Source organism: Roseburia sp. TF10-5, assembly GCF_003462365.1.
Classification (GTDB): domain Bacteria; phylum Bacillota; class Clostridia; order Lachnospirales; family Lachnospiraceae; genus Roseburia; species Roseburia faecis.
Genome location: NZ_QTYW01000019.1, coordinates 1 through 20104 on the forward strand (window position 1 = coordinate 1; position 20104 = coordinate 20104).

A 20104-nucleotide genomic window follows, 5' to 3' on the forward strand; every position below is an offset into this window, starting at 1 on the left:
AATCCCGTTATGTAATAAGAAAATTTAAACTTCGAAGAACCGATTACAGCCTGAAAAGCACCGATCGGACACGCCCCTGATGCAGCCGGACAGGAATAGCAATTCAGTCCCGGTACACAGATGGTCTTTGCATCCCCTCTGTAAATCTCTCCTTTAAAAAAGTTCGGCAGATGGATATTGGTAAGAATCGTTGCCACGGCCTGAATCCATCCCCGAAAGTGCGCCAGAAACTGTGATATTTTATGTTTTTTCTTATCCAATTCCAACACACTCCAGACATAATTTGATTGCCTTTGAGAGTACCGTGGCTGCCTCCCCGCGCATCGCACCGTATCCGATCATCAGGATCGCTGCTGCCAGAAGCGTGATCTGCGCTGCTGCTCTGTTTATCTGTTTCATATCCTTTCCCTTCCTAAGTTTTAACATTTTGTCGTTGTTTACGCTGATAATAGATTAGCAAAGGAATATGAACACCCTGTGTTTGAAAAAGGAAGATATCTTTAAGATTTGCGCTCTAATTCTTAAGAAATTATTGAGAACTTCTCAAGCAGTCCCACCTTATTACAAAGCAGTTTTCGTATTTTCCATGATAAACGGCTTTGCCTCTTCCTGTCCCCACGAGATATCATACATTCCCATCAGGTAATTTTTCAACTGCTTTCGGTTCTCAAACTTTAGCACCTGATAAGGCAGGGAAAAGGACAGCTTTTCCACAAAAAGCAGCTTCTTGTCTTTCGTTGGCACCAATACACCGGCATGACCGATAAATAGTTCATTCTCATTTTCCCCGAAACTGGAATGAAATACAACCGTAATCAGAGATGCTTTCGTTCCGGAGATTTTTACCTCATTTTGCTTCCACGCTTTCTTCTGCTTTTTGATGTGTGTATCGACATCCGTTGTATAAGCCGTATTTAACGTAGAATACAAGGTCTCAAAAGCATGTTTCTGCTTCTTGGTAAATTTCTTTGCCGGCGCATGTTTAAGCGCATCCTGATCCATAAACAGATTCGACGCATTTACCTTTGCATCTGCCTTCACCGAGATCTTGTCTTTCATCAGATCAAATGCGGTAATGCGGCAATTGTATCCGATAAAATCCGGATATTTTTTATTCCACAATTCCATGATCTTGTTCTCATCATACTGCGGATTTTTTGTCGAAAGCTTCTTAAACCCTTTCTTGACAAGTCCGGTGTTTTTGATCGTTTTATTATAATCCTTTACATCGGAAAGCCATGCGTTCACATTCTTTTCGGAAAGTCCCGCATCAAGCAATACCTTTTTCACTTCTTTGCGTGATTTGGCATCTACAAGATTCGAATAGGCTCCGCGGTACGTTGCCTTTGCACTTGCCACGGTCGGTTGCGTCACAAACAAATACGGTACCAATAAAGCGAATATTAAAACATAAGCTATCTTTTTCATGTGTGAATATCTCCTTTGCCTATCAGCCCTTTTAACAATAGAGCTGACACATTTTTCTTTGCCACATTGTAACATATCCGCTACGGAATACAACTTAAGTTTTCTTTAAGACGCCATCTGGTCGATTTGCATTACCTCACATTTCCGACAATCAACGCAAAGTATCCCTATTTATTGTGTCAGGCACCTCTGATTTCTTTACATTTTCAAAAATTATTTTTACACAAGCTCCTCCAGATGTAAGATTACTTAAAATCAACTTCCCTCCATGCTTTCTGCATAGAACATCACTTATATACAATCCCATTCCATAATGTGTTTCTTCCAAACCTCCCCCATGATAATATGGCTTTGTTGCTTTATCAATTTCTTGCTGCTTAAAGCCAGGACCATCATCACAAATTATTACATATAACTGATTCTTGTTACTGTATAACTCTGCACTAATTTTTCTGTTAGCAAATCTCACTGCATTTGCAACTACATTTTCAACTATTTCAAGATAAATATTTAAATCTAAATACATCTCTGATATATCACACTGATAACTTACTTTATAATTCTTTTTTCCTTTATCAGCTAACGTTTCCAAAATTTTTCTTGTCTTTTTTTCTATTGTGCAACTATCTATACATGATTTTGTTGGGCGAATTTCTTCTAAATAGTTTATTTCTTTCATAGTATTGGCAAATTTTTCAATACGCAAGATTTGCTCATCTAAATCATTTACTACCTCCATTACCTTTTCATTTGTTAGTTTTCCTTGTGGGAAATATCGATTTAAATATTCTATATACGCTTTCAAAACTGACATAGGAGTTCTCAAATCATGTGAAAAAGCCGCCCGCATTTGTTTCTGCTCCTCAATCGCTTTCCACATTGCTTTATTATTTTCCCAAAGTTGTTCCCTCATTTTTTCAAATGCTGTACAAAGTTGCCCCATTTCATCATTTATCCTATAATCAATCCGAAAGTTTAAATCCTGATTACCTATTCTCATTGCACTGTCTTCTAAAAGAACTAAAGGTTTTTTTAATCTTTTTTTATAAAACCTTGTTAAAATAATGAGTACTGAAAAAGAGGTAAAAATTAGACTACACCATGTAATAGCAAAATCACATATTCCAATAATTACTGCATCAGCTTTACTCAATTCGCTCAATTGAGTTGGGGGTATTGATAATTCTCCTCCAAACAACTTACTGTATTCATTATAAATCTCATAATATTCCGAAATATTATCTACAGATTTTAGCCAAATAGCATCTTCAACATGACTGGCTAATGTATTTACAATCACAGAGCAACTAGTAGACAATATAAGGGCAACAGCTAAATGCAAAAATAATGACCATTTTATACTACTTACTTTCTTTCGTTCCATTTATATCCACATCCCCATACCGTTTCAATATATTCATAATCTGTAAACTTTTTTATCTTTCTCCTTATTCTACTAATAAACTCTGTTACCATTCTATTATCACCCTCTTTATCAAACCCCCAAAGTTTTTCATAAATCATTTCTCTATCAAATATTTGCGTTGGATAATTAGATAACAATTCAACTATCATAAATTCACTTTTAGTTAAGCCTATTAAACATTCGTTATAAAATATTTTTTTCTCCTTATAATCAATCCATAATTTCCCATCTGAGTATACCTTTCTCCGATCATGCTTTTTTCGTTCTCGTCTTAAATGAGCTTCTATACGTGCCTGCAACTCTCCCAAAGAAAATGGTTTTATAATATAATCATCTCCACCTGCTCTTAAGCCAATAATTTTATCACTTTCTTCTATTCTTGCTGATAAAAAAATAATAGGCACATTCAAATAGTTACGAACTTTTTTGCACAGTTCGATTCCATCTATATCAGGTAAATTAATATCTAATATTATTAAATCAATTTTCTCCCCTAGCAACATTAAAGCTGTTTTCCCATCTTCAGCTACATAGATACTGTAATTCTCCATTTCTAAAAAATCCTTAATTACTTTTATAATATTAGAATCATCGTCTACAACTAAAATATTTGCTTTCATCAATGTTTACCAACTAGCTATATGTTTATAATAGCCACTATTCTCCTTTTATAATATTTATAAATTATAACAAAATTTCCCCGAATCGCAAATCTATATTTCCGCATTATACAATGCATAATATTCTCCTTGCATTTCCATAAGCTCATTATGATTTCCAGATTCTGTTACTCGCCCATTATTAATTACTATAATGTTATCACACCTTTTTACTGCACTTAGTCTGTGTGCTATAATAATCACTGTTCTATTTTTAAGTAAGCTAAATATTAAGTCTATTATATTTTCTTGGGCAGCATTATCTAATGACGAAGTTGCCTCATCAAATATAACAATCTGTGCTTCCCTCAGCAATACTCTTGCAATGGATAATCTTTGTTTTTGCCCACCCGACAACTTAATTCCATTATCACCAACTACCGTATCAAACCCTTTGGGAGAATCTAAAATCATATCATATAAGCCAACTTTTTTTGCAATAGTGACTACTTTTTCCATTGATATGTTCTCATTTAAAAGAGTAAGATTATTCTTTATAGTATCATTCAGCAGAAAAACTTCCTGTGAAACAATGTCTATATTCTCTCTTAATTTGTTAATATTGTAATTTTTAACATTTATATTATCTATTTCTATTTCTCCTGACTGAATATCCCACAAACGAAATAAGAGGTTTATAAAAGTTGTTTTTCCTTCACCACTTTTTCCAACAATTCCATTAAAAGAACATGACATGAAATGACATTCTAAAGCATGAAAAACTTCTTTACCTTCCACATAATGAAAACTTACTTTTTTAAAATATATATCACCTCTTCGAATAGGCAAATCACAAATAGGTTCTATCGGAATAATTTCATTTTCTTGATTTAGTAAATTAAATACTCTATCAACAGACACCAATATTCTTTTCAATTGTGTACTATTCTGTGCAATTGAAACTACTGGCTGAAAAAGCTTTTGCGAATATTGATTAAAAGTAATAAGTCCACCCAGCGTCAATTCTCCTAAAATAACTTTATAACCTCCATAACCAAATATTATACATGCTACACTCCCACTCAATAAAGATCCCAAAACGCCACTCTTGCAATAAGCCATATCTAATCCTATACATTTATGTACATATTCATCACTACTTTTTTTATATCTTCTCCAGAAAACATTCTTAGCATTTAGTTTAATATACTGAATCATTGACATTAAATATTCTTGAACTTGCTTAATTATTTCTCCTAATGTAGATCTCGCTTCAAATGCTAAATTGTTACTATTCCTATTTATTTTCTTCTGAACTATAAACATAATTGGTTGTATAACCAAAATAGCTGTAAAAAGTTCCAACTGTAAGTGTCCCAAATATATACACATAATAATGGCAATACAAATATCTGAAATCACCGAAAAAATCATTTTAGATGCTAGCTGTTCAATATTATCAATATCATCATCAAAAATAGTAAAAATCTCACTTGCATCCGTATTGGTAAAAAACTCTCCAGACATGCTTTCAACATGTTTAATTACCCTAATTCTCAAATCTAGAATAAATCTCTTACCTATAATTGAGTAAATATATGTTGTAAAATATTCACATATATTTTGTACAATAATAATTCCTATAAAATATAAGATATTCTTTAATAATGAGGCCATATCCAAATTTGTTATACCTTCATCTATAATCTTCATTAAAAATATGGGTTGTAGTAATACTAATACCGAATTTAAAACCGAAAAAATCATTGCAGCAATATGATGCCATTTATACCGCATTAATAATTGAAAAAAATTTTTTAAATTTCTTTTTCTTTCTCCACTCATATTACCTATTTTTCTCCTTTAAAGTAACGATAGATTGATGAAATTGTAGACAAATTAGAAATCTCAAATTGCCCCAGTATCACTTCTTTATGATAAAACGCAGACAGATATTCAATCAAGCAAATAAATTGTTCCTTTTCTATATATATTGATGGCGGAAATAATGTTCTTTCTAATATATTCTCCCTCTGCTTTTTATTGAATTTTAAAAAATCACACACTTGTTCTGAAAGTGCTAAAAGTTCCACTCCTACCTTTTCCTTATTTTGGACAGTAAACTCTTTTTGAATGTCATCTTCACACCAATCAGTTTTTATCACTAAACTTTTCAGTGCATTTTCTCCATCAATTTGCATTGTATACATAGCTTTTGCTAATAATCCAGATACTAAAGCTGTTGCTTTACTGTTACCACCAAAAAATGTTTTTTTACAATCAATATTGCTAACCAAAACAGGTGTTAAATTGGATACACACTGAATTTCGTTCTTTGCATTATACCATATTTTATAGGGATCAACATTAAAAGCCCCCCGTATACCTAAAGTAGAGTCTAAAGAAGCTGGAAAACTTGTTGATGCATGATTTAATACAGAAACATTAATAATCGCACCATTATCTCTTATCCTAGAACACAGTACCTCTATTTCTTTTTTATATTCATCACAAAGCACTGCTAAACTCATATTCACAATATCCACAGAAAATGGAATAATATACTTCAACCCTTCAACCAAAGCTCGACTATATCCTATATTATTTTGATCCAATATTTTAATTATGATAAATTCAATATGTTTACAATGTGAAGTAATTATTTGTGCACAGTAGGTTCCATGTCCATTTTCATCAGTGTAATCATCTGATAGATATACTGAATTCTTATTCTCATCATACAAAATGCAAACTCCCGAAGCAACCTGTTCTTGAAACCTACTATCTATGCCACTATCTATAAGCGCTATTTTTATATTTTTTTTCATCTAACCACACCACCAATCTAATATATAATATACGAATAACCAATACCATACTCACTAATCAATATGCACCCATCTGCATAAACGAGTTATTGAAGTCGTTTCCATCTTTCAGTTCGTGAAGGTTCCAATAGGCTTGACAAATTAAATTTCATAATTACACGGCAGTGGACTATAATTGCCCACTGCCGCTATAATAACCACTCAATTTACTTATGACACCACTTTGACCTTAGAATATTATGTAAAGTATTATATAGTTCTTATCCATAAAATATTATAAGAACCAGTTATCATGCGCTGTATGTGTATACTCACATTTAGGTATTGTCGTATTTCCATACCATGTTTTGCAATCATGCCAACAGCCACCTGACTATCCCTGAATTTCCAGATTCTCTTTCTCACATTCTTCAATTTTTTAAATTTTCAATTTTTCTGACATAATGTTTCCTCCTTATCAATGTACATATTTGCTTTATGTCATAAATTTTCTTGAGTGCTTATATCATGTTTTATATTTTCAATCATACATAATACTGGAATCGGTTTTGTATATTCTCCCATAACACTATGATTCAAAAATTTACATCTTGAAGATGCACACTTGTTATAATTTCCACATCCGATACACTGCTCATTTTCTAATAAATATAATTTTTGATATACATCAACCTTTTTTTGATCAATTCCCTGAAACACATCACCCATTTTTTCATTACTATTTCCAACTGCATAAGCACACGGATATATATCACCATCAGGTGTTATATGAAACGAGGTCATCCCCCCATTACATTTCCCTAATATTTTATTTTTGTCATTAACCATAGACACTACTACCTCAGAAAATTTATTTTTCTTTATGAGGTATTTTTTAATTTTATCTAATTCCTGATATATAATCTCTATATCTGACTGTTTCCAATTTTTGTCAAAATAGTCAATTACTGGAATAATAATCTTAAATCCTTTTTCTATCAGTTCTATTACACCTTTTGCCAGCTCCCTTATATTATTAGGAACAACTGTCATTCGTATTCTTACATCGCAACGTTGCTTATCTGTTAACAAAGCCATCGCTGTCCTCAATGCTTCATAATACGTACCTCTTCCATTTGATAATTTCCGATTTGCTTCGTGAGCTTTCTTAGTTCCATCAAGACTTACCGTTAAAGAATACCCAAAATTATGAGAAAGAAATTCTAAGATTTCTGGTGTACATATGGTGCCATTCGTTGTAATCCCAAAACTAAATTTATAATCCCTGTACTCATTGTGTAACTTATCAACAATATATTTTATCGCCGGAAAATTCAACAACGGTTCTCCACCATGAAAATCAATTATAGTCATATCTGATTTATTTATCTTTTCTATTACAAATTTTATGGTTTCATCTGCTGTTTTCTTGTCCATAAAATGACTATCCTTATCATTACCTTCGTAGCAATAAGAGCAACGCATATTACATTTAGTAGTTACCCAAATAGCAAAAGCATACATCTATGTCACCTCCAGATTCTAGTCCCATAAAATTTGATAAAGAATTTTTTTCTTGTTTTCACATCGTCTTAAAAATGCAGCTTCATCCTTAATATGTAATTCTATGTCCTCTAAACAACTCCAACAAAATAAATTAACTTTGCAGTCTTTACACCTTTTTACATTTTCCGGTTGAATATTCATCAACTGACAAAAACCTTCCGCATTTTTTTCAAAAATTTCATCATTCAATTTTTTTAAGTTACCAACATCATTCATATGAATCAACTTGTATTTATTATTAATCATATTAGGACACGGATAGATCCAACCATCATAGTTCACAACAAATTCACTTATTCCTGCCCCACACGTAATTATTTTCATTGACTTTTTTGCATCTCTGATTTCTTTTTCAGAAAGCACGGTATCTATATCTTCTTGTATATAGCTATTAAATTTTTTTACACTCTTCTCTCCCCTCCCTTTCGGCATAAAAATTCTTACAATAGGCTTTGTATTCAATTTTTTATTTAATTCAAAAAATTTTTCTTTAAGATGAAAATTTGTTGTACCAAAAGTCATAGATAATGTTATTTCTTTCACATCATTCTTTTTTAGCAAATGAACAGAGTTAATCACCTTATCATATGCACCTTTTCCTCGAACTATCGAGCAACTTTCCTCATCCACACCATCAATACTAATATCAAATTTATCAATCAGTTCAGCTAATAATTTAACATTATCGTCATTTATTAAAGTTGCATTCGTAGCCAGTGCAACTTTTCCATTGTATTTACTTCTAAGATACCTTATTATTTCAAAAAAATCTTTTCTTAGTAAAGGTTCTCCACCTGTTAATACGATTCCTCCTGGTTCTATATCAACAATTTTATCGATTATTCCTGTCCATTCCTGTGTACTCATTTCTCTTCTATAAACTTCTGAATTTTCATCGGCGGCATCAGCACAGCAGTGAATGCATTTCAAATTGCATCGATTAGTAAGCAACAAATATACAACATCAATTACCTCTTCTTTTTCTTCATCGCCAATTACCCCCAGTTCCTTCAATTTTTTCAGTAATTCATTGATATAAATCCGATCTTCATCATCTGCTAAGCTTTCTAGAATTTCGCTATTTGTTAAAGAAAATTCACATGCTGTACATACAATATCTCTACACTGACGGGATATTCTAATCCAAGATCCTGTATCCCTATTAGCAATAATGACTTTATCCCCATTTATGATTTCTCGATACGGTTTTAACTTTTTCACTTGTACATTCCGCCCTTCTCTTTCTTAAAAGTTTTTATATTTCTTCAAATTTCTCTGAACTAGATTTATAGATATATGCATCTTCTAAAGTAGGTTTAACATATTGAAATTCTATCCCAGTTACATCAGGAACACTTTTACTTACCAGTCGAATATCGATACCCTCATTAGAATAATTCTTACCTGTTATCTTATATTTCTCCTGAACCTTCAAAAATTCTTCTTCACTACTTAACATACATGAAAAGACATGATTATCAGCCTCACATATTAAATGCTGTATTGTACCATCATATATTTTCTTTCCTTTTTTCAAAATACACAAATCATTGCATGTAGATGCCAAATCTTCTACTACATGAGATGAGAATAAAACAGACCTATCTCTTCCAAAGTCTACAAGCAAATTTCTAATTCTAATACGTTCCTCTGGATCTAATCCAGTAGTTGGTTCATCAACAATCAAAAACTGAGGATCTGTTATCAAAGCCTGTGCCAAACCAACTCTTCTTTTCATTCCTCCTGATAATTGTTTGTTCTTCTTTTTCTCATGTTCTTTTAGGCTAGTTCGCTCCAACAAATACTCTATTTTTTTCTTTTTTTTAATCGGATCAACTCCTGATAAAGCTGCTACATATTCTAAAGTTTCACGAACAGTAAGATTGGGATACATTCCTAGTTCCTGCGGTAAGTACCCTATCATTTTCTTTACTTTTGTATAATTTTGTGGTATAACATTTACAGAATTAACAATAACCGTTCCTCTAGTTGGTGTTAACAATGTAGTTAATACATTCATCAATGTTGATTTTCCTGCCCCATTTTCTCCCAAAAGTCCATATATTCCGTTTGGAATTGTTAGATTTACATTATCTAATCCCTTTACACCATTTTTATACTGAACTGTTAAATTTCTTATTTCAATCATTTTTTCCCTTCCTTTACTTTTCTCATTGGTGAACGTTTCACCAACAAATAATTCATGATTAACATTACAATGCCAACTACCATATATAATGCACGACTAAAAAAATATGGAGTTATCCCACCATTAATTTCTGGAGTTATTTTATATGCAAATATATTTAATACCGTTGGTAAATATTCTTTAACTTTTGTATTAAATACAAACCATACTGCTAAACTTATTGCAAGTCCGAACCACATATTTTGAAAAAAATTCACCATAGTAACAGAAAGTGATGCAAAAAATAGCACTGTCATAAAACACATTAAAATACTATATCCATATATCGAAATTATTTCTTCAGTAAATAAATTGCTATTTTGAAGCAAAATATAAATCCAATAAAATATAAGATCCAGTAATATCAAATACACAAAATCTATTAAAAATCTCTGTACTACAGCTTTATATTTTAATCTGTCCGGAAATAGATAAAACACATTTATTCTATTTTCTCTAAACTCACAGTAATATATATCTGCCACAAAAACAATTGCTAGAAAGCATAAATTAGGCTCTATGACAGTTAGAATTTCTACTGGTGTTACTGTGGGTCTAATTAATGCCATTACAAACATAAATACCATAGAATATAATAATTTATATAACGGAAGACTAATTTTAAAATTACACTTCATAATCCACAATCCTCCATCACGTAAAATTTTATAAACCTCATATTATCCTTCTCCTCTTCCACAACTTTATAGAAATTCCAAGCAAACAAATTGCCAATATAATTAATATGCTTTGATTAATAATAGTCCATGTAGGAATATAATTATTACCTAAATCATTTGGGAAACGAACCACTATTGATAATGGATTGGGAATATACTTATACCCAACCTCTGTAATTCTCCCCATATTTGAATACGTTGCATACACTAATAACATCGGAATTGTTGGTAATATGCTTTTAAAAATCACAGTAATAAAAATAAAGAATACCCCAATCATAAATATATTAGGCAAAATAAATAGTACTAACTTTACCCAAATACTAACCCATTCCATTTCCGAGCCATATTGTGGCGCAACCATATTAGCAATTCCATCAAATATACCAGTCATTATCAGCGCAAATACACATATGGGAATTAAACCTGCTAAAAGTTTTGTCATTATATAAGAAACACCACTTATCGGCTTGGTATGGAGCAAACTAAATATATCTTTTTTCATATCCCTCATGAAAATCAACACGAATGTAATGATAGATAAGTAAATTAAGCCAATGCCTAAATAATCAATGTACTTAAAAGAAAAACTTTCTGGAAACGTCGATTTTGAAAAAGTTTCTCTTAGATACTCTTTCATTTCTTTTTTTGTAGCATGTTTTTCCATGTAACTTTCAAAAACATTATCAACTCCTCTCTCTGATATTCCATAATTTTCATGTAAATATTCTGCTATCTCTTCTTGTGTATGCATCTTTTTTATTTTATTTAATGCATCTGTAGCTTCTTCTTCTGAGACATCAAAATCTTCAATCAATGATTCGTATATTCTATTAAAAGCCTGTTCTCTTTGCTCATTAGCTTCAGTTGGTATATACCCATTAATTATACCTTCATCACCATATACAATTTTGCTATTTTCTTCTCTAACATTTTCATATAAATTTAAATACGGCTTTAATGTTAACACTAACGTACAAATCACAATTATAATCCCTAAATAAAAAATAGTATTTTTTAACAAATACTTTATTTCTTTTTTCAACATATAAATATTCATGTATCCTCCTCAAAAATAAATATTTCTAGTCATTACCACCACTTCAAGTGGTGGTTTGGATTGGACCTCATAAGGGTCGATTACATGCTCACCCAAAAGGGCGGTATCGCAAGCATTGTTACTGGTCCGCTTATAAATCGGTACTTCTTGAATCTTCTTTTCTCGGCTCTTCTGCCTGCTCTCTTATATATTTCTTTATTGCCTCTTCTGTGATATTACCAATTGTTGAAACATAATATCCTCTGGTCCAGAACGCTTTATCCCATTTACTCTGCAATTCTGGATATCTATCATATATCATTAGCGTACTCTTACCTTTTAAGTACCCCCATAAATTTTGAAATACTATACTTAGGCGGAATTGCTACACTTAAATGAATATGATCCTCGCATACTGCACCATCTATAATCTCCACATCTTTATATCTTTATATCTACATAATGTAGAAATTATCTCTCGTACATCTGTTTTTAGCTTTCCATACAACACTTTCTTTCTGTATTTCGGAATAAAAACTATATGGTATTGGCATTTCCACCTTACGTGTGATAAACTCTTATTGTCCATCTTGGACCGCCTCCTATACTAAATTTTGAGTTTTGCTTGCGACACCATTCTCATTTTAGCATAGGAGGCTTTCTATTATTATCTTACACGCTTCTGCTTACTCCATTCTCCCCAGCATAGCTGGGGGATTAGACCTTTCATTTACAACTAATACTCTAAGATCTTCTTTTCAAATATTATAAATCATAAATATCACTAAAAAATCTATATTTGTTAAATACCTCATTTAAATATTCATTAATGCAACTTTCAGATTGTCAATAAAGAGCAAGTTTCGCCTGAGTAACTCAAAACTCACTTCGTGACTTTTTCCTACTCGACAAACTTGATGCGGATTTCGCTCCCCATACCCTCGACATCATCATATTTTTCAAATATATATATTGGCTCCTATCTTGATAGTCGCAGCGTGATTGTTCCATCACGGTAACAAAAAAGATGTTTACTGCTACACGTTTCATAGCAATAAACATCTTTTTTCTAAATTACTGTTCTTTTTTCTGATCTTGGGCTTTTAATATTGCAAGAACATCTTCTACGATTCTTCCCGAAGCAATCACCGCTCGAAATAAAGTTTCTTTTTTCTGTTCTTCAATTTTCTCCAGAATTTCTTTTCTCTGTGAACGAAGTTGTTTCAATTCATTCTCTACTTCCTGGATTCTTTCGTTTACTGTTACAAGCTGCTCCTCCACAGTAAGCACATTCTGTTTTTTTATCCGTCCACCTCCCCTTTTTGAAATATTTCTATTTTCTATTACATTTCAAAGGAGATTTTATCATGGACAATTATTTAAATTCTTTTCGGGAAATGATTTCCCTCCGTGGTCTTACTGACCATACTCTTAAAAATTACTGCACCTATATCAGGGCTTATCTGGATTATCTTTCCACCTGCCTTCACAAACTTCCGGAAGATGTTTCCTGGCCGGAACTCCGTGATTATATCCGATGGCTTCAAAATTCCAGAAATCTTTCTGACCGTACCATAAACTGTGCTATTTCACAGCTGCGCTTTTTTACCCTGTATGTCCTTCACCAACCGTGGGATGATACCCAGCTTCCTATGCGCAGATTTGACGAATATCTTCCCTTTGTCCCTTCCAAACAGGAGGTTTCCATCCTTATTGATTCCATGCCGGATTTGAAGCAGAAGGCTATGGTCGCACTCATGCTTTCCAGCCTTCTGGATTAAATATTTATTGTGTCAGGCACCTCTGATTTCTGGCACCTCTGATTTCTGATTTCAGGTGCTTATTACCTGAAAATGAATATTTTTTAAAAAGTGGGAATAGAATAATGACAGAAGATACAGATTGTGTTAATATGTGTTTGAAAATTATATTACCGAAAAATAAAAAAATTTTTAAAAGTGGGAATAGGGGATGGCACCATGCAGCTTATAGTAAGAAAAAAGTATTTAGATGAACTAATTGAATTGTATGGAACACCAGATATAAAAGTTATCACGGGGATCAGACGAAGCGGCAAATCAGTATTGCTGCAAGAGTTTGTTACATACTTGCAGTCATTAGAGGAACCGATAAATATTGTAATGATAAACCTTCAGGAATTAGAGTTTGATTATTTGTTAGAATATCACACATTGCATAAGTACATTCTCGATCAATACAAAGAGGGAATGACGAATGTTTTATTGATAGATGAGGTTCAGTTGTGCCCTCAGTTTGAGCTTGCAATCAATAGTATTTACGCCAAAGGAATCTATGATATTTACATTACCGGTTCAAATGCATTTTTGCTGAGTTCAGATTTGGCAACACTTTTTACCGGAAGAACGATGGAAATAAAGGTATATCCATTTTCTTTCATGGAATATCTAACTTATTATGAAATTACAGATGGATATGACGATGCATTTGATCAGTATGTCCGAACTGGTGGCATGCCGGGGGCTTATGTATATAAGACTGAGGATAGACAGTATGACTATGTTAGAGATGTGTATTCAACCATTCTTGTCAGAGACTTGGTAGAAAAGTATAAGATAAGAAATAAATCAGAGTTTACCAATATATCAGAATTTATGATGGATAATATTGGTAACTTACTTTCTCCAAATAATATCAGCAAAACCTTAAACAATGACCGAAGTGAGATAACCCGAAAGACGGTATCGAAATATATTGGTTATTTGGAAAATGCTTTTCTGTTCTATGAGGCAAAACGGTATGATTTAAAGGGGAAAAAATACCTAGCGAACAATAGCAAGTATTATCTTTGCGATTCATCATTCCGTTATGCAGTCAATGGTACACGTAACATGGATTTTGGAAGAGTTTATGAGAATATTGTTTATCTGGAGTTACGCAGAAGAGGATATGAGGTATATGTTGGGAAACTCTATAAAAGAGAAGTGGACTTTGTAGCTAAGAAACGTGAGACGCAAATATATATTCAGGTAAGCGATAATATTTCGGATGAAAAAACATTTGAAAGAGAACATTCGCCACTGCTTGCAATAAGGGATGCATATCCTAAGATGATAATTGCAAGGACGCATCATGAAACCTATGATTATCAAGGTGTGCAAGTTGTTGATATTTGCAGATGGTTACGGGAATAATATCATTTCCTAGTGGAACAGCGCTCCGCTCATGCGGAGCGAGTGCTCTGTTTTTGCGGAATATGCAGCTATCGAACAAAACTTCGAACAACTGGCTTAATGGCATTGCCTCTGACAACAATGTGATCATTTCTGCACCATAGATTCGCCTCCCTGATCCTTTATGATTTATACAGCAAAAAGAGCTTTCTCTTATCCCGAGAAAGCTCCTTTGCTAATCATCTGTTCTGTATAAGCCTACTGTAGCAGAAAACGATTGGAAACACAAGTACACTCCCGTACCTTTTTCATACTACAAAAATATGCCATTTCTTATTCTTTTTCTGATAACTTTGACATCATTTATTTTCCTTCGACGGTAAAACATGTCCATTCTTCATCCAATATACCTCATCACACAGTGATTGGATATCCTCCGGATAATGGGATGCAATAAGAATCAGCTTTCCACGCTCCTTTTCCTCCAAAATGCGCTTGCGGGCTTCCTGCACCGAATCTGCATCCAGCGCGCTGAGCGGTTCATCCAGTATCAATACTTTCGGATCTTCCAGAAATGCCATGGAAAGTGCAAGCTTTTGCTTCATACCGAGCGAATACTTTCCCACCTCCTTCTTATCCGACGGGTCTAAGCCGAACATCTCCAATACCGTGCAAATGCGCTGATCATCCGCGACTTTCCGATAGGCCGCGATGATTTCCAGATTCTTTTTTGCTGAATAATATGGTATGTACTCCGGTCGTTCAATGATGAAACCAACATCCTGCATCAGATCCTTCTGTTCCCTGCCATCTACCAGAATGGTCCCGGAAGTCTTGTGCATCAGTCCCAATAACACCTTAAACAATACCGTTTTTCCACTGCCATTATCTCCGACAAATCCATAGATATGACCGGATTCCAGTGCCAGGTTAATGTCTGTCAGAAGCGATACACCCTTTATTGTTTTGTTAATATTATTCATCTCGATCCTCATCGCCCAAATCCCCTTTCCTGTAATAAAGCATAATTCCTGCTCCGGTGATGACACATAAAAGAATGCCCGCAATAATACCATAGCGCATCCATGGCATAAATTCATCCGATTTTAGACAGGTTGTAAACAATGGTGTTATGGTAGCCTTTGATATACGAATATAACTGCGTTTATTTCCAATCGGATGTGCTGAATTCCAATAAGTAAATACATCATTCATATATAGTTTTACATAGCCTGCAATCGCTGCCAAAAGAATAACAATCCCCATTCCATTGCGCGTTTTACCAGTAATTAATGTTACCAGTAAAGCCAGCAATCCCAGAAAAATAAACCCAATCGTACTTCGCAAACAGCTTAATCCTGCCACAAGCAGTGTTGGATATTTGCCTGCTCCAACCGGTATATTAATCCATGTAATTGTAGATAATCCATTGGCTGCAAGCTGTCTTTGCTGGATATCCATAAATTTAGGCCATGCCAATGAAAAGTCATGGAACCAGATCCCCCCAACAAGGATGGTAAGCATTACAAACCAAATAACATAAAGAATCGAAAAGGCTATAATTTTTCCTATGGCATACTTTGCCGCCCGCATACGGGACTGACACCGCATCATTGTCTGCCTTTCTATAAATGCATCCTTAACAATATCCGGAATCAGTAATATATATCCAACCAAAAAAACTGAAAGATAAAATGAAAAATAACTGAATGTATGCATCAACAATAAAATAACCGTCATTCTTCCCACTTGTTGCCCGGATGACTGAATATAGTTATTGGATACCTGTTCAATCAACGAAACAACGAAAAGTAGCGAAATAGCAATTAATTTTATTCGAAACACCGGTTTGCGAACAACCGCCCCTATGGTTTCTCTCATACCTGTCTGATCTCCTCTCCGAGATAATACCGAACCACTTTAGATTCCATCCCTTTTCCAATACATAGCATTAAAATAATCAAAAAGATCACAATGCACCGGCTTAATAAGTTTCCAAATGAAATATATGCTCCTGTTATGTTATAAAAATATGCCAGCACATTTGCGGCAACAGAATCTCTTCCAAACAACAGGGAAATTGCATAAAGTCCCCCACACCCGGTCTCCATAATGATCATTGGCATTGCATATACAAGAACCCGTGCATCTGATACAAATGCAATTATCGCTCCTAATAACCCAAACAAACATCCCGTCAAAAAGAAGCTGACCATTCCCAACAATACAAGTTCAACGTGTCCTGCTGATTTTGTAAGAATATGGATGCCAAAATAAACCGTCTCGTTTTCCGATCCAAATTCGGGTGTAAGATACACTTGTATTGCATCTTTCCATAATGGATTTTGTCCTATCCCAATGTCTGTCAACAGATATAAGCTTATAAGAATAGCTACCGCAAGAAGTCCCCCAAGCAGCCCACTTGCGACAAAATGACTCCAGTAATAGGAATGAAACCCTCTTTTTTGTATAATCTGATAACAATATCCGTCTTTTCGCTCATCTATTATCGTTCCAGCATATGCTATTACTCCAATAAATGGAAAAAAAGTGACAAACAGATCCATTGATAAAATACCGATACGAACAGCAAATGGAGCCATCGAGATTGAGTCCAATTTCCAGTCAAACGTTCCATACCCATTATAATATTTTTGTAATGGATATATGATGTCAAGTGTAAGAAACACTACAAAAACAATTGTAACTACCCCAACAATGCCCCAAAACCGCTTACTGCAAAATCCCCTACGGATATCCAGCCACAGCATAGAAGCAGTGGAACCTTCTTTTTTCATTATTATTCTCCTGTGTTTGAATGTTGAATTACTTGTTACATTTTCACGTTAGCATATTCGATTGTGTATGTCAACTATATTTTAGTTTTTCTATATATTGACTTATTATCTTATTTAATTTACAATACACTCAAAATAAGGAAAAGCCTATGAACAACAAAAGTAACTTCCGGCGCGGTTCCGTCGAATTGTTAATTTTGCATCTGCTTAGCCAGCAGGACTATTATGGTTATGAAATATCCACCCTGATCCGGGAACAGACCAATGGATACCTGAATATTCCAGTTGGTTCTTTGTATCCTGCTCTCTACAAATTAATAGATGCCGGATATATTTCAGACTACAAAAAACAGGTGGGACGCCGTCAGGTGAATGTTTATTATCACCTGGAAGACAGTGGCCGCACGCATCTGCAACAACTTTTGGAGGATTATTACGCGACTGCCAATGCGATCCAACAGGTATTGAAATATACGGTTACACAGTAGAAAAAAGGGGGATACAATGACCAAGGATAAAATTACGGATGAATATATAAAGGCTGTGCAGAAACAGTTTAAGCACTACCATGCCGCAGACACAAGATTTATTTCTGATTTGAAAGACGCTGTCATTTCTTATGCAGCGCAACAGGATTCTCTCGATTATGAACAGCTTGTTTCACAGTTTGGAGATCCACAGGAACTGGTAAACGATTATTTTTCGGAGCAATCAATTTTATTGTGTCAGGCACCTCTGGTTTCTTTATTGAAGATTTTAACGAAAGTTATTATTGTATTCTGAAATGTATCGGGAAAGAGGTGGAAATTGCAACGGACAATCCAAAAGTTCTAACCTATGCTTGTGTTATTCGTGGAAAAGAAGAAATTGAGAAAGAGCTTCTGCATGGAAATGGCAAACAGTTAGAGTATATTTAATCACGGTGATAAGAAAGGAGAAATAAAAATGGGGAAAGTTATTTTTACACTGGTTTTAACGCTTGTTGTTGGTTTGGTTTCTATGGTATTGGGAATAGAATTTTTTGGTGGTTATCCTGAGTTAGGAGCGATAGTAAGTATTGCTGTTGCAAGTGGTCTTATAGTATATTTTAATAATAAAAAGAAATAAAAAAGTGGGGAGGTTCTCCCCACTTTTTTTAATTATGGACGGTAGTGAATTTCTCTTTCTGCATTTCTTACATCTTTGTCGGCAAATAGTGACAATCCAATAGAAGCAGAAGCAGTTCCTGTGGTATCAATCGAAATAGAAGGACTAAAGCTTATTCCTACGGTGGCGTGACTATAAGTTCCAACGGTATTAAAGTAGCTTTCCGCTTTAGGCTTTGAAACGTGACCTTTGTATTCATAATATGCTTTTAGGTCTGTGTGTAAAACGGTCGTTCCATTAGAACTACCTGGGTCATTCGGAAGATTAAAAATACCAGCAGAGCCATACCAATTTCCGTTTACAGCGTTACTCTTATTTGTAATCGTAATATTGCCAGACGGAGTGGAAGTTACTTTTCCTAAGTAATATGTTTTTGTTGTATACCAATATTTTCCGGAACTTGTATTTGGGGTTACAGTTCCATTCATTGCACATGAACCGATAGAGTCATATCCTCGGAAGAAAGGCATTGTAAGCCATGTGGCGTTTACTGTAAATTTGTAAGAACCGTTTCCTTGATTTATAGCGGAATGAGTGATTTTCATATAGCTATCTTCAAATACTCCAGCAGTAGTTGAGTTATTCGGCTTTTCTCCGCAAGTAGCGATTCCTTGCTGATTTTCAAGTATATAATTTTCCTGTTCTTCGCTAAGAGCGGCGGCAGATGTTAAAGCGGTTTCTTCGGGCAACCCAACAGTAGTGTTGGCGGTTTCATTACGTTTTGTATAAGAAGTAACGACTGTTACCTCTTTGCCATTTGCGAAATCTTGTAGCGTGTCCGCAGGAATAGCATTGATTTCATCTTCGTTCATGCCAAGAGCAAGAAGCATTGCTCTTGTTTCATCTTCAGTTGTAGCAGAACGTGTCATCATACTTTTAGTGTAAGTACGACTTACGGAATAATCTGGTGCAGTGTGTTCTGTAACTGTAAAATCATAACCATTTGCTGAAATAGTCTTTTCAATTTCGCTAGTCTGCGGTTCAGCGGCAAAAGCTGTTACAGACATACCCATAACCATGACAGCGGAAAGAGCAACGCTGACGAGTTTCTTAAAATGCTTTTTAAATTTTATTGTATCAGGCACCTCTGGTTTCTCCAATGCGCCTGCCAATAACCCTTTTCCAAGATTTTTTTGAAGTTTTTTTGTTTTTACCATATTTACCCTCCTGTGTTTGAATGTTGAATTACTTGTTACATTTTCACGTTAGCATATTCGATTGTGTATGTCAACTATATTTTAGTTTTTCTATATATTGACTTATTATCTTATTTAA

The 20104-nt window shown here is 34.1% G+C and carries 21 protein-coding genes and 2 pseudogenes; 5 read left to right on the top strand and 18 right to left on the bottom strand.

The features are described 5' to 3' along the window. The 14 genes and pseudogenes from DXD06_RS13945 to DXD06_RS14010 form a co-directional block, all read right to left on the bottom strand. Positions 1 to 260: pseudogene (locus DXD06_RS13945) on the bottom strand (4Fe-4S binding protein); the annotation flags it as partial. Beyond that, entirely contained in the window at positions 253 to 399 is a 147-nt protein-coding gene (locus tag DXD06_RS13950; RefSeq protein WP_117832395.1) for a CD1871A family CXXC motif-containing protein, read from the bottom strand. The pseudogene DXD06_RS13945 and the gene DXD06_RS13950, both read right to left, overlap by 8 nt. A gap of 162 nt (positions 400 to 561) precedes the next feature. Continuing rightward, on the bottom strand, positions 562 to 1428 hold the full coding sequence (locus DXD06_RS13955) for a DUF4300 family protein (RefSeq protein WP_158569548.1): 867 nt from the start codon (positions 1426 to 1428) through the stop codon (positions 562 to 564). Between the two features lie 151 nt (positions 1429 to 1579). Further along, positions 1580 to 2812 (bottom strand): HAMP domain-containing sensor histidine kinase, encoded by a 1233-nt coding sequence (locus DXD06_RS13960; RefSeq protein WP_117832596.1) that lies wholly within the window; start codon positions 2810 to 2812, stop codon positions 1580 to 1582. Beyond that, complete coding sequence (locus DXD06_RS13965) at positions 2794 to 3474, bottom strand: response regulator transcription factor (RefSeq protein ID WP_117832597.1); 681 nt, start codon at positions 3472 to 3474, stop codon at positions 2794 to 2796. The genes DXD06_RS13960 and DXD06_RS13965 overlap by 19 nt, the downstream gene beginning before the upstream one ends. A gap of 93 nt (positions 3475 to 3567) precedes the next feature. Then, on the bottom strand, positions 3568 to 5298 hold the full coding sequence (locus DXD06_RS13970) for an ABC transporter ATP-binding protein (RefSeq protein ID WP_117832599.1): 1731 nt from the start codon (positions 5296 to 5298) through the stop codon (positions 3568 to 3570). Between the two features lie 5 nt (positions 5299 to 5303). Then, positions 5304 to 6281, bottom strand: coding sequence for a S8 family serine peptidase (locus DXD06_RS13975; RefSeq protein WP_117832601.1), 978 nt, complete (start codon positions 6279 to 6281; stop codon positions 5304 to 5306). Between the two features lie 480 nt (positions 6282 to 6761). Continuing rightward, complete coding sequence (locus tag DXD06_RS13980; protein WP_117832603.1) at positions 6762 to 7784, bottom strand: radical SAM/SPASM domain-containing protein; 1023 nt, start codon at positions 7782 to 7784, stop codon at positions 6762 to 6764. 18 nt (positions 7785 to 7802) lie between these two features. Further along, positions 7803 to 9047 carry a radical SAM/SPASM domain-containing protein gene (locus tag DXD06_RS13985; RefSeq protein ID WP_117832605.1) on the bottom strand — a complete coding sequence of 415 codons (1245 nt, stop codon included), beginning with the start codon at positions 9045 to 9047 and terminating at the stop codon, positions 7803 to 7805. 34 nt (positions 9048 to 9081) lie between these two features. Continuing rightward, on the bottom strand, positions 9082 to 9975 hold the full coding sequence (locus tag DXD06_RS13990) for an ABC transporter ATP-binding protein (protein ID WP_117832607.1): 894 nt from the start codon (positions 9973 to 9975) through the stop codon (positions 9082 to 9084). Then, positions 9972 to 10652 (bottom strand): hypothetical protein, encoded by a 681-nt coding sequence (locus DXD06_RS13995; protein WP_117832609.1) that lies wholly within the window; start codon positions 10650 to 10652, stop codon positions 9972 to 9974. Before DXD06_RS13995 ends, DXD06_RS13990 begins: the two co-directional genes overlap by 4 nt. Before the next feature lie 37 nt (positions 10653 to 10689). Beyond that, positions 10690 to 11754 (bottom strand): hypothetical protein, encoded by a 1065-nt coding sequence (locus DXD06_RS14000; RefSeq protein WP_117832611.1) that lies wholly within the window; start codon positions 11752 to 11754, stop codon positions 10690 to 10692. A gap of 130 nt (positions 11755 to 11884) precedes the next feature. Continuing rightward, positions 11885 to 12322: pseudogene (tnpA, locus tag DXD06_RS14005) on the bottom strand (IS200/IS605 family transposase). Between the two features lie 485 nt (positions 12323 to 12807). Beyond that, entirely contained in the window at positions 12808 to 13014 is a 207-nt protein-coding gene (locus DXD06_RS14010; RefSeq protein WP_243001108.1) for a hypothetical protein, read from the bottom strand. Positions 13015 to 13100: 86 nt separating this feature from the next. Here DXD06_RS14010 and DXD06_RS14015 point away from each other — a divergent pair, with 86 nt between their 5' ends. Next, positions 13101 to 13514: a site-specific integrase gene (locus tag DXD06_RS14015; RefSeq protein ID WP_243001110.1), complete on the top strand. Its 414-nt coding sequence runs from the start codon at positions 13101 to 13103 to the stop codon at positions 13512 to 13514. Between the two features lie 198 nt (positions 13515 to 13712). Next, entirely contained in the window at positions 13713 to 14906 is a 1194-nt protein-coding gene (locus DXD06_RS14020) for an ATP-binding protein (protein ID WP_117832615.1), read from the top strand. A 338-nt stretch (positions 14907 to 15244) separates the two neighbouring features. Here the strand turns inward: DXD06_RS14020 and DXD06_RS14025 are convergent, their stop codons facing one another. From DXD06_RS14025 to DXD06_RS14035, 3 genes are read right to left on the bottom strand one after another with little or no spacing between them, the layout of a single operon-like run. After that, positions 15245 to 15868, bottom strand: a complete 624-nt coding sequence (locus tag DXD06_RS14025; RefSeq protein WP_243001112.1) for an ABC transporter ATP-binding protein — start codon at positions 15866 to 15868, stop codon at positions 15245 to 15247. Then, positions 15861 to 16766 carry a hypothetical protein gene (locus DXD06_RS14030; protein ID WP_117832619.1) on the bottom strand — a complete coding sequence of 302 codons (906 nt, stop codon included), beginning with the start codon at positions 16764 to 16766 and terminating at the stop codon, positions 15861 to 15863. The genes DXD06_RS14025 and DXD06_RS14030 overlap by 8 nt, the downstream gene beginning before the upstream one ends. Then, complete coding sequence (locus DXD06_RS14035) at positions 16763 to 17683, bottom strand: hypothetical protein (protein ID WP_117832621.1); 921 nt, start codon at positions 17681 to 17683, stop codon at positions 16763 to 16765. The genes DXD06_RS14030 and DXD06_RS14035 overlap by 4 nt, the downstream gene beginning before the upstream one ends. A gap of 149 nt (positions 17684 to 17832) precedes the next feature. Between DXD06_RS14035 and DXD06_RS14040 the strand changes: the two genes are divergently transcribed. The 3 genes from DXD06_RS14040 (at position 17833) to DXD06_RS17165 (ending at position 18790) form a co-directional block, all read left to right on the top strand. After that, the gene (locus tag DXD06_RS14040) at positions 17833 to 18171 is read left to right on the top strand and encodes a PadR family transcriptional regulator (RefSeq protein ID WP_117832623.1); all 339 of its coding nucleotides are present in this window, start codon (positions 17833 to 17835) and stop codon (positions 18169 to 18171) included. Positions 18172 to 18187: 16 nt separating this feature from the next. Then, positions 18188 to 18466, top strand: a complete 279-nt coding sequence (locus DXD06_RS14045; protein ID WP_117832625.1) for a hypothetical protein — start codon at positions 18188 to 18190, stop codon at positions 18464 to 18466. Between the two features lie 162 nt (positions 18467 to 18628). Then, complete coding sequence (locus DXD06_RS17165; protein WP_158569549.1) at positions 18629 to 18790, top strand: hypothetical protein; 162 nt, start codon at positions 18629 to 18631, stop codon at positions 18788 to 18790. A gap of 32 nt (positions 18791 to 18822) precedes the next feature. Here DXD06_RS17165 and DXD06_RS14050 read toward each other — a convergent pair whose 3' ends face one another. Continuing rightward, a complete protein-coding gene (locus tag DXD06_RS14050) occupies positions 18823 to 19986 on the bottom strand; it encodes a hypothetical protein (RefSeq protein ID WP_117832627.1) in 1164 nt (387 codons plus the stop codon). Positions 19987 to 20104: the final 118 nt, after the last annotated feature.